The organism is Cupriavidus sp. 05N39 (genome assembly GCF_056397325.1).
Map to the genome: position 1 here is coordinate 1 of NZ_JBFTNE010000056.1, position 13,506 is coordinate 13,506.

15 protein-coding genes, 1 tRNA gene and 1 pseudogene are annotated in these 13,506 nt (G+C 59.7%); 5 read left to right on the plus strand and 12 right to left on the minus strand.

The window, feature by feature from the left end; translation table 11 throughout:
- The first annotated feature begins 74 nt into the window (after positions 1-74).
- A pseudogene (locus AC1DN0_RS24565) lies at positions 75-729 on the plus strand (SOS response-associated peptidase).
- A gap of 475 nt (positions 730-1,204) precedes the next feature.
- Here the strand turns inward: AC1DN0_RS24565 and AC1DN0_RS24570 are convergent.
- Positions 1,205-1,486: an excalibur calcium-binding domain-containing protein gene (locus tag AC1DN0_RS24570; RefSeq protein ID WP_441626866.1), complete on the minus strand. Its 282-nt coding sequence runs from the start codon at positions 1,484-1,486 to the stop codon at positions 1,205-1,207.
- Positions 1,487-1,885: 399 nt separating this feature from the next.
- Here AC1DN0_RS24570 and AC1DN0_RS24575 point away from each other — a divergent pair, with 399 nt between their 5' ends.
- A complete protein-coding gene (locus AC1DN0_RS24575; RefSeq protein WP_441626868.1) occupies positions 1,886-3,019 on the plus strand; it encodes a PD-(D/E)XK nuclease family protein in 1,134 nt (377 codons plus the stop codon).
- Between the two features lie 3 nt (positions 3,020-3,022).
- Positions 3,023-3,319, plus strand: a complete 297-nt coding sequence (locus AC1DN0_RS24580; RefSeq protein ID WP_441626870.1) for a cyclic-phosphate processing receiver domain-containing protein — start codon at positions 3,023-3,025, stop codon at positions 3,317-3,319.
- A 97-nt stretch (positions 3,320-3,416) separates the two neighbouring features.
- Here the strand turns inward: AC1DN0_RS24580 and AC1DN0_RS24585 are convergent, their stop codons facing one another.
- The 7 genes from AC1DN0_RS24585 to AC1DN0_RS24615 all read right to left on the minus strand — a co-directional run bounded on the left by AC1DN0_RS24585 (position 3,417) and on the right by AC1DN0_RS24615 (position 7,317).
- A complete protein-coding gene (locus AC1DN0_RS24585) occupies positions 3,417-3,707 on the minus strand; it encodes a hypothetical protein (RefSeq protein WP_441626872.1) in 291 nt (96 codons plus the stop codon).
- A complete protein-coding gene (locus AC1DN0_RS24590; protein ID WP_441626874.1) occupies positions 3,704-4,129 on the minus strand; it encodes a hypothetical protein in 426 nt (141 codons plus the stop codon). Before AC1DN0_RS24590 ends, AC1DN0_RS24585 begins: the two co-directional genes overlap by 4 nt.
- A gap of 152 nt (positions 4,130-4,281) precedes the next feature.
- A complete protein-coding gene (locus AC1DN0_RS24595) occupies positions 4,282-4,665 on the minus strand; it encodes a ubiquitination-like system serine protease family protein (RefSeq protein ID WP_441626876.1) in 384 nt (127 codons plus the stop codon).
- A complete protein-coding gene (locus AC1DN0_RS24600; RefSeq protein ID WP_441626878.1) occupies positions 4,662-5,210 on the minus strand; it encodes a glycoside hydrolase family 19 protein in 549 nt (182 codons plus the stop codon). The genes AC1DN0_RS24595 and AC1DN0_RS24600 overlap by 4 nt, the downstream gene beginning before the upstream one ends.
- A complete protein-coding gene (locus AC1DN0_RS24605) occupies positions 5,203-5,628 on the minus strand; it encodes a hypothetical protein (protein WP_477111513.1) in 426 nt (141 codons plus the stop codon). Before AC1DN0_RS24605 ends, AC1DN0_RS24600 begins: the two co-directional genes overlap by 8 nt.
- An 88-nt stretch (positions 5,629-5,716) precedes the next feature.
- A complete protein-coding gene (locus AC1DN0_RS24610; protein WP_441626882.1) occupies positions 5,717-6,799 on the minus strand; it encodes an acyltransferase family protein in 1,083 nt (360 codons plus the stop codon).
- A 443-nt stretch (positions 6,800-7,242) separates the two neighbouring features.
- Positions 7,243-7,317 (minus strand) — tRNA-Arg (locus tag AC1DN0_RS24615).
- A 165-nt stretch (positions 7,318-7,482) separates the two neighbouring features.
- Here AC1DN0_RS24615 and AC1DN0_RS24620 point away from each other — a divergent pair.
- Complete coding sequence (locus tag AC1DN0_RS24620; protein ID WP_477142973.1) at positions 7,483-8,523, plus strand: site-specific integrase; 1,041 nt, start codon at positions 7,483-7,485, stop codon at positions 8,521-8,523.
- A 23-nt stretch (positions 8,524-8,546) separates the two neighbouring features.
- Entirely contained in the window at positions 8,547-10,385 is a 1,839-nt protein-coding gene (locus tag AC1DN0_RS24625; RefSeq protein ID WP_477142974.1) for a hypothetical protein, read from the plus strand.
- A 351-nt stretch (positions 10,386-10,736) separates the two neighbouring features.
- Here the strand turns inward: AC1DN0_RS24625 and AC1DN0_RS24630 are convergent, their stop codons facing one another.
- The 4 genes from AC1DN0_RS24630 to AC1DN0_RS24645 all read right to left on the minus strand — a co-directional run bounded on the left by AC1DN0_RS24630 (position 10,737) and on the right by AC1DN0_RS24645 (position 13,497).
- A complete protein-coding gene (locus tag AC1DN0_RS24630; protein WP_477142975.1) occupies positions 10,737-11,576 on the minus strand; it encodes a S1 family peptidase in 840 nt (279 codons plus the stop codon).
- A gap of 152 nt (positions 11,577-11,728) precedes the next feature.
- A complete protein-coding gene (locus AC1DN0_RS24635; RefSeq protein ID WP_477142976.1) occupies positions 11,729-12,520 on the minus strand; it encodes a DNA adenine methylase in 792 nt (263 codons plus the stop codon).
- A 139-nt stretch (positions 12,521-12,659) separates the two neighbouring features.
- On the minus strand, positions 12,660-13,217 hold the full coding sequence (locus AC1DN0_RS24640) for a lysis system i-spanin subunit Rz (RefSeq protein ID WP_477142977.1): 558 nt from the start codon (positions 13,215-13,217) through the stop codon (positions 12,660-12,662).
- Entirely contained in the window at positions 13,201-13,497 is a 297-nt protein-coding gene (locus AC1DN0_RS24645) for a phage holin family protein (RefSeq protein WP_477104052.1), read from the minus strand. Before AC1DN0_RS24645 ends, AC1DN0_RS24640 begins: the two co-directional genes overlap by 17 nt.
- Between the last annotated feature and the right edge of the window lie 9 nt (positions 13,498-13,506).

Sequence of the window (13,506 nt, forward strand, 5' to 3'; positions counted from 1 at the left end):
ATCCCAGGCCGTGCCTTGAAGGCGCCTCAAGGCACGGGCGAGGTTTGCCGCTCACGCCCCGCAAGGAGATGAGGATTTGCACTAACTACGCCCCCGTGCAGCGCCAGCTGCTGCGCGATGTGTTCGGCGTCGAGCCACCGCAGCTCGACTATCCGCTGGAGACCCGGCCGGACTGCCGCGCCGTTCATCGTCAGCAACGGTGGCGGCCGACAGGCGCTGGTGGGGACATTCGGTATGGTGCCAAAGACCCGGATCCCGCCCGGCGGGGCCAAATTCGACACGACCAACGCGCGATCGGAAACAGTCGGTGAGAAGCGGTCGTTCTCAGGGCCCTGGAAGAAGGGCCAGCTCTGCCTGGTGCCGGCCAGTTCGTTCTACGAGCCCAACTATGAGAGCGGGACCAAGTCCGTGCGCTGGCGGATCTGGCTGAAGGACGAGCCTGAGTTTGCCATCGCTGGGCTGTGGCGYGCCTGGCCGGACGAGGACGGCGCGGAAGTGTTCAGCTTCACCATGCTTACCATCAACTCGGACAAGCATCCGCTGGTGAACCGCTTCCACGCCCCCGGAAAGGAGAAGCGGATGATCGTCATCGTGCCGCGCGCCGAGTGGGGTGACTGGCTGACGTGTCGGGATCCGGAGCGGGCGCACAGCTTCATGCGGCCCTACCCCCCCGAGCTAATGGACGCTGCGCCGGCGCCGCGCGCGCCGCGGGCAAAAGCTGCCGAGTAGCCTTGCGCATCCCATCGAGAGAGTTATGTTCCCTCGGACCTAATTCCACTAGAGTGATGCCGGGCAAACGCGATTGCCCCGTCTTTCCTTCAGCACCCACTCCTTCCCGGCAGCGGGTGCTTTTTTTTACCGCCAGCGCGCCCGCACCTCGTCCGCCAGGTCCATGAGCCGGCGCACTCCGTCGCGCGCCCATCACTAGTAGGGTACCAGCTGTTGATGCGACGCATTATCATTAGCGATGGCAACAGATTGGACCCCTTGTTGCTTTCCGAGGTGTAGGCGCCATCTCCCTGCGCCTACACCCCTTTCTCCCTCTAAGGTGCCTACCATCAGCGCACCAGAGTACCTACGCTTTACCCCAACTCGTTCTCCAGATTCGCCAAGCCACCTCCCCTGCTCCGCCGCGCGCTAATTGACAAGCGGCCACGGCGGCCTCCAGCCGGATCTAATACGGCGCGCGCTGTGCCACCGCCATCTATGAACACTGCAGTGGTGGCACTTCGCAGGGGATCCCGTCTCCGTCACCGTCAATCTTCACGCCAGGGCAATTGCGCAGGTAGAAGCGAGCTTCCTGACAGGAAGTCATTTGGCTGCAGTGCTGCTTCCCCTGACATTGAAAGACCGGCGAAGCTGCCGGAAGTGCTGTCGCTTCAATCATGGGTTCAGCAGGCTGGGCAGCTTGTTCGGCCTTGGGAGATTGCTTGAAGTAGAACCAGGCGGCGGCGACCGCGACAGCGACCAGTAGGAATTTGTTCAAGTGACCCCTTCTTTTTATGCGAAGGATGCCACATTTTCTCCTTTATCAGGTCAAAGCGACGGAATAGCCGGCCTCGTCTTTCGCACTGTAGGATACCTTTCCTATTCCAGAATGACAGGCTGGTGGGGTAGATGCGGTCAAGACTCAATGGCTCTGGCCTACCCATCGCGGTCAGTCACCTAGTGCCCAGTGAACAACCGAGCCTAGCTGAAAGCAGCCTCCAAGCGCGGTCATCGAGATGCATTTTGCGTGCATCCTTCACTGCTGTGTCCTGCCCTATGCCGGACGGCGACTCTGCCTTGACAATGCCGTTACCGCTCGCGCGCCGGTTGCTGGCAGAATCGCACATGACACCGGCTTCTCGAAGCCGGCCAAGGACAAGCACCAATGACACTCCCGATGGATGACCACCCCCCACTGATGAGGAACACCCTCGAAGATGCCCTCCCAGTTGCAGCAATGCGACCAAACCTCTTCAAGTACGCGACGTCCGAATTGTCTCAGGACGCGGTAATCTGCTGGATCCTGGCAGTGGCGGACGTCCATTTCCGCGATTCTTGTCCAGAATTGCATGCGTTCGGCCAGGCCTTCGTCCGGTCACTCCTTTCACGAAGCGCCTCCTGCCCTCAGCCACAGGAGGTCAGAAGAGTCCGCGTCGTCCAGCAGGAAGCAAATATCGACATCCTGTGTTGGATCAACGAGGAAATTGTAATTCTTATAGAGGATAAAGTCGGAACCAAGCAGCACAGTAATCAGCTTCATCGATATAAGAACCACCTCGCAAAGGCGCGGGACCGCATAGCGCATTCGGTACTGATTTACCTTCAGACTGGAGATCAGTGCGATTATTCTCCTGTCACGGATGCGGATTATCATGTCCTGCATCGGCGTGATCTGATTGATCTACTTGGTACCGAGAGCGGACGTCAAGGACGCTTGAAGAGTGACATTCTGGAGGACTTCGCATGCCACCTCGAGCGCATCGAGACCTTAGTCCAGGGCTATCCCGTTATTCCAGTGAAGAAATGGGGGAAGAACGCTCGAATCGGCTTCCTCTCGCGCCTCAAGCGAGACCTAGACAGCGGATCATGGAAGTATTGCCCCGATCAGACCGGGGGGCACTATGGCTATTTCGGAGACAAGGTGCAAGTCGATGGCGCGGCGATTTACTTGCGGGTAGTGCTCAGCGATCGTGAGAACAAACTGTTCTTCAAGATAGACGTTTCTACTCCTGCGGAGCAAGTCCGTCTCAGAGACATGTGGACTAGCCTAATCGTTGGCCACGCATGCAAGCTGGGACTGGCGGTTAGCAAGCCTAGGCGGAAGTTCGACAGTAGCACGATGACAGTCGCTATAGTGGGCCATCCATTCCCAATGACCGATCCAAGCGGCTGTCTCGACCTTGAACAGAGCCTTGAGATAATTCGCGAATGCCAAAGGGTCATTGATACTTGCAAGCGCGAGGTTGTCGATGCGGCCACGGGCTACCACGATCGCGCCGCCCGACAACATGCCGGGTTCGTGGAGGCTTGAGCGATGAAGGTCTACTTGGACGACGAACGCCCCACGCCTGCGGGCTGGACGAGAGCGTATTGGCCATCAGAAACAATAGCACTACTTGAAACCGGTGAGGTCACCGATCTGAGCCTCGACCATGATCTTGGAGACGATGAGCGCGGGACCGGCTACGACGTCATCCTGTGGATTGAGGAGGCCGTGGCGCTTAGGGACTTCGTCCCGCCGCGAATCACTGTCCATTCCTCGAATGCATCGGCCGCTGAAAAGATGCGCGCTGGCATCTTGACCATTGAGCGATTGGCAGGAGGCCGTTGATAGGCCAAGGGAGCGCTACCTCTCTCAGCCCAGAATGCCCCGCGCCCGAACTTCATTCTCCAGGTCTGTCAGCCGCTTCCCCTGCTCGGCTGCGCGCTCATTGGCACGCCGCCACTGCTGCCTTCAGTCTGACCTCATACCCCCCGCGCAGCGCCAGCTCGGCCAGCGCCGCGCGAAAGAACTCGAAGTCGCCGGCCGTCTCCGGCACCTTCGCCAACGGCCAATCCGGCTCGGGGATCTCGGGCGTCTCGCACGGCACGGCCACTGGCACCCTCACCTCCACCGGCTTCTCGATCATCTGCGGCGCGGCGGCGCAGCCGGCCAGCAGAAGCACCGCAAGTACCGCACACGCCGCGAAATTGCGTTTTTGCGCAAGTTGCCACTTCATAGCTTCCCCCGCTCGGTCATAAAGGTCTCGCGCAATCCATGCAGCGATGCGCACAGGTCCGACCCCGGCACCTGCGCCTGGATCTTGCCGGCCAGCAGCGTGTACTTGGACTGAGCTGCCTGAGCCTCGGCGTCGGCCTTCGCTGCCTGGTACTGCCGCAGCTTGGCCTGCGCCTCAAGGGCAGCCACCGCGGCGTTCTGGGTGGTCAGAGATCCGGCCAGCGCCCGGTTGTCACCCTTGGCCTTGACCAGGTCGGCCAAGGCCTGAGCCAGCTCGGCGCGAGCAGCGTCACGCTCGTGCCGGTAGACCAGCACCGAACCGCCAGCCAGCGCCAGCACCACCAGCACCGCGACGAAGAAGATCCGCTGCGGCGTGGCGAAGACGGCTTTGATGACCGCCCCGATAGCGTCAAGAATCGGCATGGTGGATCACCTCCGTGGGACTGAACTGGTAGCCTTCCCGCGCATTCCTCTGGGTGATCCAGAGCGGGAACGGCAAGTCGAATGAAAAAAAACCGTTCGAAGGCGGCTGGAATGAAAGAAAACTGGGAAGGCTGAAAGAAAACTTGGGGCCGTCAGCGGCCCCACCCCTCCGGAAACTCGGCCAGCGGCACGATCTGGCCCGCCAGCGCGTGCGTGCAGTCGCCCAGGAACTGGATGCGGCCATCGGTCACGAAGCTGTGGCAGGTCTTCTTGACGTACGGGATCTGATAACTCGGATCGGCGCGCTTGCGCGCGACCTGGGCGCGCAGCTCATCGGGGTTGCCTGCAGCGGCCGGCTCATCCCACCAGGTCAGCACACTCGGCGTGAACGTCGGGCGCTCCACGTCGCCATTCCAGCCCCAACGCGGTCCGTCACCGGCACCGTGCTGGATATGGTGCGGGCTATCACAGCCAGGGCACCAGAAGGAAAGCCCGTTGCCCGGTGAGTCCTGAAGGACCTTCGATAGGATGCTCATGAAACCCCCAATGCAGTTTTGGCGCGCGCCCAGAAGGCGCGCCGCTCCGCAATACCGTTGATCCCGCCGTTGATGGCTCGCGTCAGACCCACGAAGTCGCCAGCGTCGGCGAACCGGTTCAGGCTATGGGTGTGCCAGTACCAACCGGCGGACGCCGCCGCGTGCACAGGCAGTTCCAGCAGTTCGGGATGCGTCAGCAGGTCCAGGTGCAGCCCGAACCCGCACAGCAGATAGTTCTTGCGGCGGGTGACCTGAATCAGGCCCCGCCCCATGAACCGCTTTCCGTCGCCGGGCTCGGTATTGCCCAGGTCCGCCCGGCCCTCATACCGGCGCTGCGTCGGCGTCGGGCCCCAGATCTCGCGTAACAGGCGCAACTGCCCGGACTCGTGCGCGACCTGCGCCACGAAGGCGGCCGCGCGTGTGGGCGTATTGACCTCGAACTGCAGCATGGCGGTGGCCAGCGGCGCAGCGAACACATCGGCGCGCGCGCCGGCCAGCGGCATGATGGCGTGCAGCTGCACCGCGGTGATAAGCGGGTCAGCCATGCTTCGCCCCAGCCACCGCGTCACGCACGTCCTCCGCCACCTCGGCCAGGTCCTTGTCGCGACGCTTCTCGATGAAGTTGAACAGCCAGCGCACCACCGCCCAGCCCGGCAGGCCGCAGGCGAACACGACGCCGAACAGTGCGACCAGACCGATGTAATCATGCGTCCAGGCCTGCAGCCCGAGCTTCTGCACGACGGCCGCGCCCCCGGCGACGCTGGAAACGACGGTAGAAATCAGCCCTACCGCCCACTCTCTTGGGCTTCGTGGAGTCATCATCATCATCATCATCATCATCATCATCATCATCACTACGAGGGCGGCCAGGCCGGAGGCGCCGGCGGCAACCGCCGCCGGGCCGCCGAAGGCTTTGAAGGCAGCAGCGCCGGCTGCGGCGCTGCCGCTGATTGGTTCGGACATTTGTGACCCCGGAAATGAAAAAGCCCGCAGGACGCGGGCGTAAAAAAGCCGCCCGAGGGCGGCATGGTGATAGTTCAGAGTCTCAGTATTAGGAGGCTGGCTGAAGCCCCTTGTCGCTACTTCGCAAACGGCGCAGCCCGGCCTCCACCAGGACGACCAGCATGTGGACGAGCGCGGCCATAGCCACCGTGGAAACAAGGTAGAAGACATAGATCGCCCACAACGGCTGCTCGACGAATCCGAAGAAATGCCGATAGAAGCCGACGAACGGCATGTGCACCAGGTAGATCTCAAAGCTGAGCTTGTTCAGCCAAGCAAATGACCACGGTAGCCGGGCTATCTGGTAGACGCAGATGAAACCGCTGATGGCAATCAGCGGGTCGACCGCTGCGGCGCCGATGTTGTACAGGCTCATCAACGTAGCCGCGAGCCAAAGGACCAAACCAATCGGCCAACTCTTCCTCAGCCGACTTTCAAGCTTCTGGCGATCCTCGTGCAAAGCAATGCCGAAGAGGATACCGACGCAAAAAGATCCCATCACAAAGGAGATATACGTGAACGGCGTGAGTACACCAAGGTCCGGAGGGAACTTGAGCACAGCCGCCTGTATGCACGTTGTGACGACAAGCGCGAACACGCCAAGTTTCCTGCATAGAGCGAAGAACAACGGGAACGCCACGTACAAAACCACCAGGCTAAACAGGAACCAATGATGCGTGGAAAGGTAGGTGGTTCCGCCTATGTTCAGCAAAAACACGTTGGCGACCCACTCCTGAGCGCTCTTCGGCAACACATAGGGCACATCCCAGCTTCCTGCCCAGCGCATAGCGGCTTGATAGATGAGGATTGTGCTAATGGTGACCCAGTATGGCAGGTAAATCCGCCATGCCCTGGCCACTATGAACTGCGTCCAACTCGGACGCTTCCTCATGCACGACAGAGCAAGCCCCAAGCCGCTTGCCGCGAAAAATAACTGATTCCCCTGCCAGCCCAACTCAAACGGGATGGACAAGAAGGCCTTGACGCTGGATAGAAAGTGCAGCGGATCAGTAGTCCGCTTGTTGAAGAACAGCCAGAAATGGAAGGAAATCACCCCCAACATCGCCAGCAACTTGATGTTGTCGACCCAGAGGATGGGCCCGCCACCCCTGTTTTCACCCTGTAATGCCACGCGCCGTCCCCCGGACGTCTAATTTGACGGCGGAAGGATAGCGTATTTCCGAACAGAACACGGGCGCCGGGGGCTCAGGCAGCCGAGTTCAAATTCGACAACGCCGTTCGTAATACAATACGCCGCCCAAAAAAGGATCCTACGCATGACGGCCGAGAAGCCGCACGGGAAGAACCAAGAAATTCAGATGCTTCGCGGGATTTCGATCGCGTTCATCCTGGTCCAGCACTACTACCCTGCTCTCCCGGCGCCGGCTTGGTTTTACGAAGCCGTCCATGCCACAAGCCTACGGAGCGGCGTGGATCTGTTCTTCGTCATCTCAGGATTTGTCATTTCCAAGTCTCTGCTCGAAACAATGCGAACTTTGGCAAACGCCAAATGCCCGGGATGCCTTGATTTATTTAGGGGTGGAGAACTTCAGAGAACTTCTGCGGACTTCATTATGGTCCCGCCGGCAGGAATCGAACCTGCATTTCACGCTTAGGAGGCGCGTGTTCTATCCATTGAACTACGGCGAGCGGATAGGTTCTGCCCAGTAGCTGGAAACCCTTGTCAGGACTGGCTCTAGCCTTATCCTGCCTGGGTTTCCGGGCGATTGGTCGACACCGAACTTATCACTTTGCATCATCCTGTATCATCACATTTCACGCAGCGCGTGCTACAGATTTGCTACAGGAGACCGCATGGCATCGATCCTCAAGATCGGGGAGCGCTGGCGCGCTCAGATCCGGAAGCAGGGCCGGAGTATATCAAAAACCTTTCGCACCAAGGCAGAAGCGCAAGCGTGGGCGAAAAATTCAGAAGTGGACATTGAGACGCCGCGCGTGGCCGCCAGCCTCACGGTCGGCACCCTCATCGATGACTATCGGAAAGCACGCGAGAAATCGGGCCGCGCTGTAGCGCTGCAGTCCAACGAGGAGTACATGCTCCGCAAGCTCAAACTGGCCTTTGCGGACCACCTGGCACACCGCCTGTCGACTCAGGACATCCTCAAATTCGCTCAGGATCGGAAAGCCGCCGGCGCAGGCCCGTACACCATCAGCATGGACATCTCCAAGCTCGGCACGGTCATGCGCCATATGAGCAGCATTCAAGACCTCGCCCTGCCCGATGTAGTGAAAAATGCCTGGCCCGCCCTAAACCACCTCAAGCTGGTCGGCCCTGGGGGCAAGCGCGAGCGCCGCCCCTCCCCCGCCGAGCTAGGAAAAATCTTCGCCTGGTTCCGCGAGCATCCCGAGCACAAGCTGCCCATGGAGGCGATCATCCGCGTCCTGATGCAATCTGCCTTCCGCCGGGGCGAGATTTTCCGCATCACATGGACCGACCTAGACGAAGCTCGCCGCCTTGTGCTGGTGCGTGACCGGAAAGACCCCCGCCAGAAGCAAGGCAATGACGAGTTGGTGCCGCTCATCGGTGATGCTCTTGAGATCATCCAGCGCCAGCCTCGGAACGCCCCCGATGACCGGATTTTTCCCTATGTGCCAGGCACGGCCAGCAAGTATTTCAAGTGGGCGTGCGACGGGAAGCAAATAGCCGATCTGCACCTGCACGACCTTCGGCACGAGGCCACCAGCAAGCTGTTCGAAGCCGGCTGGGACATCCCCGAAGTCGCGGCCGTTACCGGCCACAAGGATTGGCGGAACCTGAAGCGGTACACCAATCTGGATCCCGCTGACGTGGCCGAAAAGGGCAAATTACTGCACTTCAAGCCCAAAGCGGCCTAGCGCGGCGACCGGCAATCCTGTCGTTGGAACGGCTGGCAAGGGTGCGCAGTTTTCAGTACATTACAAGATTCGCCGGAGAAATCGGCCGCAGCCTGCCACAGGCACAGGAAAACCACAATAGACCACAAATGACAAAAGAAGCATTGGAGAATAAGGCGCTGCGCATCGAGGGGCGTGCCAAAGAAGCGCTAGAGCGAGTGAGGTCCGCAATTGCAGACACAGGAATCGAGCAGGCCTGCTACGCGGTGCGCGCGAGGGTCAAGTCGGAGAACCGCCTTGTCGAGAAAGTTGGCCGCAAACGCGAAACGAAACCTGAGTATCAACTTGAATCGATCACCGACGTCATTGGCATTCGCCTCGTCACATTGTTCCGGCGAGACCTTCCGGAGATTCTGACGAAGGTGCTCGACATCATCGAACATGAAGTTGAGCTCATGCCCAATCCAGTGAAGAAAGCCAGCCTGGAAGAGATCATCGTCTACAACAATGAGCTCGATAGCTCCCCCTTCAACCTCCTGATCAAGGAAACACTTGATCAACGGCGTGTGCAGTTTGCGAAGCTTTCTTCGAAAGAAGGGTACTCAAGCCTGCATATCGTATGTCGCGTTGGCAAGCACGTAGTGAAGTGCGCCGACATCGGGCCGGAGTATCTGCTGCCAATCGAGATCCAGATCCGGACAGTCTTTGAAGACGCATGGGGCGAGATCGACCACAAGTATGGCTACGTGGCACGGTCTGGCAAGGAACTGACGCTCGCTGGAAATCAAGCCCTGATTGGCCCGCATCTCAGGGTGCTCAAACAGTTCACCGATGCTTGCGCGGCTTACGCTGACACCATTAAGGAAATGTCGTCCGAGTATGCGACGGTGAGCACCAAGGCCGGCAAGATCTTGTCCGTGGAGTCAGACGACGACGTGTTGCGACGGTTTGAGCAACTGGATGTCCCCCAGCCCTATATTGATCAGTACGCCAACGGTCGACTGATTCGAGAAAAGTGCGCCTCCGAGCAACTGAGCAAGCAAGATCGCGCGCTGCGCTATCTCGAAGCGTCCCAGTATTTTTCGTCGATTGCACAGGAATGCGAGAACGAACTGCAGGGAGAAGGCCTGAAGCTGTACTGGTACTACGTCACATTGAATGCCGCATTCTGCTTGCTTTCGACCAATTCCAGCGAGAGCATTGAGAACGCCGTAGGCATCTATCTAGACCTCAGCGAAAAGTATCCTAACTTTCCCTTGGTCAAATTCCGTCTCGGCCAAGCCTACTCGAAGCTGGGACGGACCGACGATGCAATACGACTCTTCGAGGATGCGCTGGGCGACGTCGAACAAATTGCGGCAGCAAGCAAGGCAAAACAAAGTTGGGACGACAATCTGCCCCTGCCGGACTACACTCACATTTCCACGGCGCTGCCCAAGCTCTTGGGTTACCAGTACTGGGAAAAGGGCGCATACCGCACTGACGCGGGAGATGTGCAACAGCGCCTCACCTTGTACCGCAAGGCCTACGAAGTTACGTTGCTGGCCTACGCGCTAACGCCGGACAGCGCTGACCTCGCGAATAACCTCGCCTACTACGCCCTCGAGTATCTGGGCTTGGATACCAACGACGAATTCAGAAATACCTTGGTGGACGGCCTGGAGAGGTACCTGCCGACTATTGAGACCGCAGCGGACTCCCCCGAAGCAGATGCACTGCTACTCGACACACTTCTTCAAATCTACATTGTCACCGCCCAAAAAGAGTCTTCTGCGTCACTTGCAACACGCATTGCAGATGTTCTAGATGAGGCGGAAGATATTCCAGACACGATCGCTAGGTCCATCCAGGCGCGAGTGCTGAGAGTTATGAAGAACACCTAACTGATGCAGGGGCTTTTCGCAATCGCTTGACTTCCTGGCTCTCAAAACGTTAAATCGACACACGAACCCATTTTAACCCCCGCCCGGAGACCATCGTGACTACAGCTTGGCCCAACAATGACGGCTAAATGTTGCTCATAGATCACCAAATAGACAAAAACGCCTCCTTGGAGGCGTTTTTGCATTTCCATTCGCTCACATCACAGGCGCCCCGCAGACGGCTACCCCAAATAGCGACTGCCGTCGCGCCTACCTGACCCAATGGGCCCGGCGACGCTCTCGTGCAGTCCGCGTCCGTCGCATCGTCGGCCAAAATGGGCACTCGCTAGATCTGGCCGACAGAAGGAAGTGTCAAGAGCTTTGCGCTTGCGGGAAGATCAGCGAGTCAATTTCCTTGACTGCAGAAGCATGCAAGGAAACCCCAAGATTCAGGGAAGTGTTGAAGTTCGCAATCTGCCGTGCCGCTGAGGGAATTTCCTCCACTCGGACCTCACCTTGTTGCGTGCGTTCAATTGCCCCCCATATGACACCGAGTAGCTTGACCTTAGATCCTGGTGCAATGGAGCCATCTGGCAGCGTGTAGAAGGGGGATTGGTAAGCGAATACTGGTGAACCGCTTGATCCAGGAAAGATAGCGATGTCCAAGAGGAAATCTCGACGATTCTGATATGCGGCCAAAGGGTGAGTTGCAGTGGTCCCCATTCTGGCCACCGGCATGTTGTTGTGCGAGTCCCATATACCAATGGGATAACCGATGACGACCACGTGCTCGATGTCTCGCAGGGAGTCTTCGGCAGACGCGATCCAGTGTGAATCGAGCAGCACGGCTCTGTGCTGAAGCCCAGCCTGTACCACTAGACCAAATGGTACTGTGACGTCAATGCCGCAAAGATCAATGTTCGAATCAGGGTGCGGATACAGGTTGCCCTGCAAGGCGACTTCAAAAGTCTGGTCAACTCGGCCGCGCGGCTGGTGGACTTCGTCGAGATCGTTGATCGACGGAGCTGTGGAAGCGACGAAGCGAATCGAGTCTGCGCCAGCGACAACATGCTTGTTCGTCAAGATGAGGATTTTGCCGACACCCCCGTGCTCGACCTTATAGTAAAAGCCTGTACCTGTTGAGTGGACGTTACCACCGGCACAGGCAAGTAGCCTGACTGTAGACCTCACGATTCCATACTCGATGTTCATTCTCGCGGTCCTTTGATGCTTTTGGGCCTATCCCAATGCTCGTTTCAGGAGGTGTGATTGTACGGCGGAGGGCTGGAAGATGCGACGCACGATGTAACGTAACGAACCCAGGGCCGGCGATACGCCGGCCTTCCATTTCGACTGCCCTGTGGCTAGAACAGGCCAGCCGGCTCAGCAGCACGATCCCAGCTGTAGATGATCACCTCCCGACGTGCAGCCAGCTTGTCGCCGCCAGCCACCTGGTAGTTGATGTCGAGTGTCTCCATCTGGAAGCGCGCAAAGATGCGACGGATCTCCGGATGGTCGTTCAAGCTGACGATGGCCTTGCCCTTGAGCTGGCGCATCACCTCCGCCATGCGCACGTATTGCTCGAGCGGGAAATCGACGCCATAGCCCTCTGTTTCCCAATAGGGCGGATCCAGGTAGAACAGCGTGTGCGGTCGATCGTAGCGCGCGATGCACGCCGCCCAATCCAGCTGCTCGATGTAGGCGCTGGCCAGGCGCAGATGGGCGGCAGACAGGCTCTCCTCCAGTCGCAGGAGATTCAATCCCGGCGGCGTGGTGGTTGCGGTGCCAAACGTCTGTCCGGCCACCTTTCCGCCGAAACAAGCCTGCTGCAGGTAGTAGAAGCGGGCAGCGCGCTGGATGTCAGTCAACGTCTCCGGCCGAGTGTCCTTGAGCCACTGGAACACCGTGCGGCTGGTGAGCGCCCATTTGAACTGGCGCACGAACTCCTCCAGGTGGTGCTGCACGACGCGGTAGAGATTGACCAGCTCGCCGTTGACGTCATTGATGACCTCAACCGCCGCCGGCGGCCGCATGAAGAACAGCGCGGCGCCGCCGGCGAACACCTCCACATAGCACTCGTGCGCCGGGAAGCGGGAAAGCAGGGTATTGGCCAGGCGGCGCTTGCCACCGAGCCAGGGAATGATGGGTGTTGCCATTGTGGTGAGCCTTTCACATTTTGGTATGATTCGCCCGCCTCCTAGGAAGGTGGCAGGGCCTTGGCTGGGCTCACTGGTAATGTCAGTGTGTTCGGTGGCCACCGCCGGTGCTCCAACACCGACAGTGGCCGCCCTGTCTTTACCGCTGCGCCTGGTTCAACGTGCCGCGGACGGCGTTGTAGGCGTCGATACAGGCATTGGCGTCGCGGATCCCGCGGTCGCCGTCCCGGGCGATGCCGTCGAGAGCTGCTGCAGCCTCCGGAGCAAGTTCGGCTCGCGCTTCACCAGCTCCGCCGGCAGCGCCGGGATCTGCGGTGCCGCCACCGGCGCCGGCCTGACAGGAACGGACGGCGAGGGACAGCCGGCGAGCGCCAGACAGGTACTCAGCGCGAGCAGTAGCTTTTGCGATTTCTTCACGATCTCTCTCCTCTTTGGCGTGTTTCACCACGGCCGTGATTGCCTCTCCGGCCGCGCGCTCCAGCCCGCGGTACTTCGTGACCTGGTCGGCCTCCGCTCGCGCGGCAGCCTCCCGCTCGCCGGCGACCTGCTCGCGCAGTTCGGCCAGCGCACGCTCATAGCGATTGCCCTGCAGCCACCAGGCGGCAGATCCGCCCAGGACCGCGCCGGCGGCCACCATCAGAAAAGCCACCAGCAGGCGGCTCTTCCAGGCGGCGAGAAACTCAAGCGCCTTTGCCATGCCGGCCCTCGCTCTGGCGCAGCCTGCGCTTGAAGTAGCTCTCCAGGGCCTGCGCGCCGACGATGCCGAACGCGCTGCCCAACCCCACCAGCGCCACCGGGTTGAGCCCGGGGAACTGGATCAGCGCCATGCCGGCCACCATCGACGCCGCGGCCCCCATCACCGCCCGGCCGAACACCAGGCGCACGGTGATCGTCTCGTCGCTGGCCAGCAGCTTGCCCAGGCCGATCATGGCGCCCACCCCCACCAACATAAACAGACTCTTCTCAGGTTCTTGCATGGGGCTCCT

What these genes read in the sequence shown, in the direction of transcription:
- AC1DN0_RS24630 (WP_477142975.1), bottom strand. Translation starts at nt 11,576, where the DNA reads ATGAACATCGAGTATGGAATCGTGAGGTCTACAGTCAGGCTACTTGCC.
- AC1DN0_RS24595 (WP_441626876.1), bottom strand. Translation starts at nt 4,665, where the DNA reads ATGAGCATCCTATCGAAGGTCCTTCAGGACTCACCGGGCAACGGGCTT.
- AC1DN0_RS24620 (WP_477142973.1), top strand. Translation starts at nt 7,483, where the DNA reads ATGGCATCGATCCTCAAGATCGGGGAGCGCTGGCGCGCTCAGATCCGG.
- AC1DN0_RS24645 (WP_477104052.1), bottom strand. Translation starts at nt 13,497, where the DNA reads ATGCAAGAACCTGAGAAGAGTCTGTTTATGTTGGTGGGGGTGGGCGCC.
- AC1DN0_RS24640 (WP_477142977.1), bottom strand. Translation starts at nt 13,217, where the DNA reads ATGGCAAAGGCGCTTGAGTTTCTCGCCGCCTGGAAGAGCCGCCTGCTG.
- AC1DN0_RS24590 (WP_441626874.1), bottom strand. Translation starts at nt 4,129, where the DNA reads ATGCCGATTCTTGACGCTATCGGGGCGGTCATCAAAGCCGTCTTCGCC.
- AC1DN0_RS24605 (WP_477111513.1), bottom strand. Translation starts at nt 5,628, where the DNA reads ATGTCCGAACCAATCAGCGGCAGCGCCGCAGCCGGCGCTGCTGCCTTC.
- AC1DN0_RS24635 (WP_477142976.1), bottom strand. Translation starts at nt 12,520, where the DNA reads ATGGCAACACCCATCATTCCCTGGCTCGGTGGCAAGCGCCGCCTGGCC.
- AC1DN0_RS24600 (WP_441626878.1), bottom strand. Translation starts at nt 5,210, where the DNA reads ATGGCTGACCCGCTTATCACCGCGGTGCAGCTGCACGCCATCATGCCG.
- AC1DN0_RS24575 (WP_441626868.1), top strand. Translation starts at nt 1,886, where the DNA reads ATGGATGACCACCCCCCACTGATGAGGAACACCCTCGAAGATGCCCTC.
- AC1DN0_RS24580 (WP_441626870.1), top strand. Translation starts at nt 3,023, where the DNA reads ATGAAGGTCTACTTGGACGACGAACGCCCCACGCCTGCGGGCTGGACG.
- AC1DN0_RS24585 (WP_441626872.1), bottom strand. Translation starts at nt 3,707, where the DNA reads ATGAAGTGGCAACTTGCGCAAAAACGCAATTTCGCGGCGTGTGCGGTA.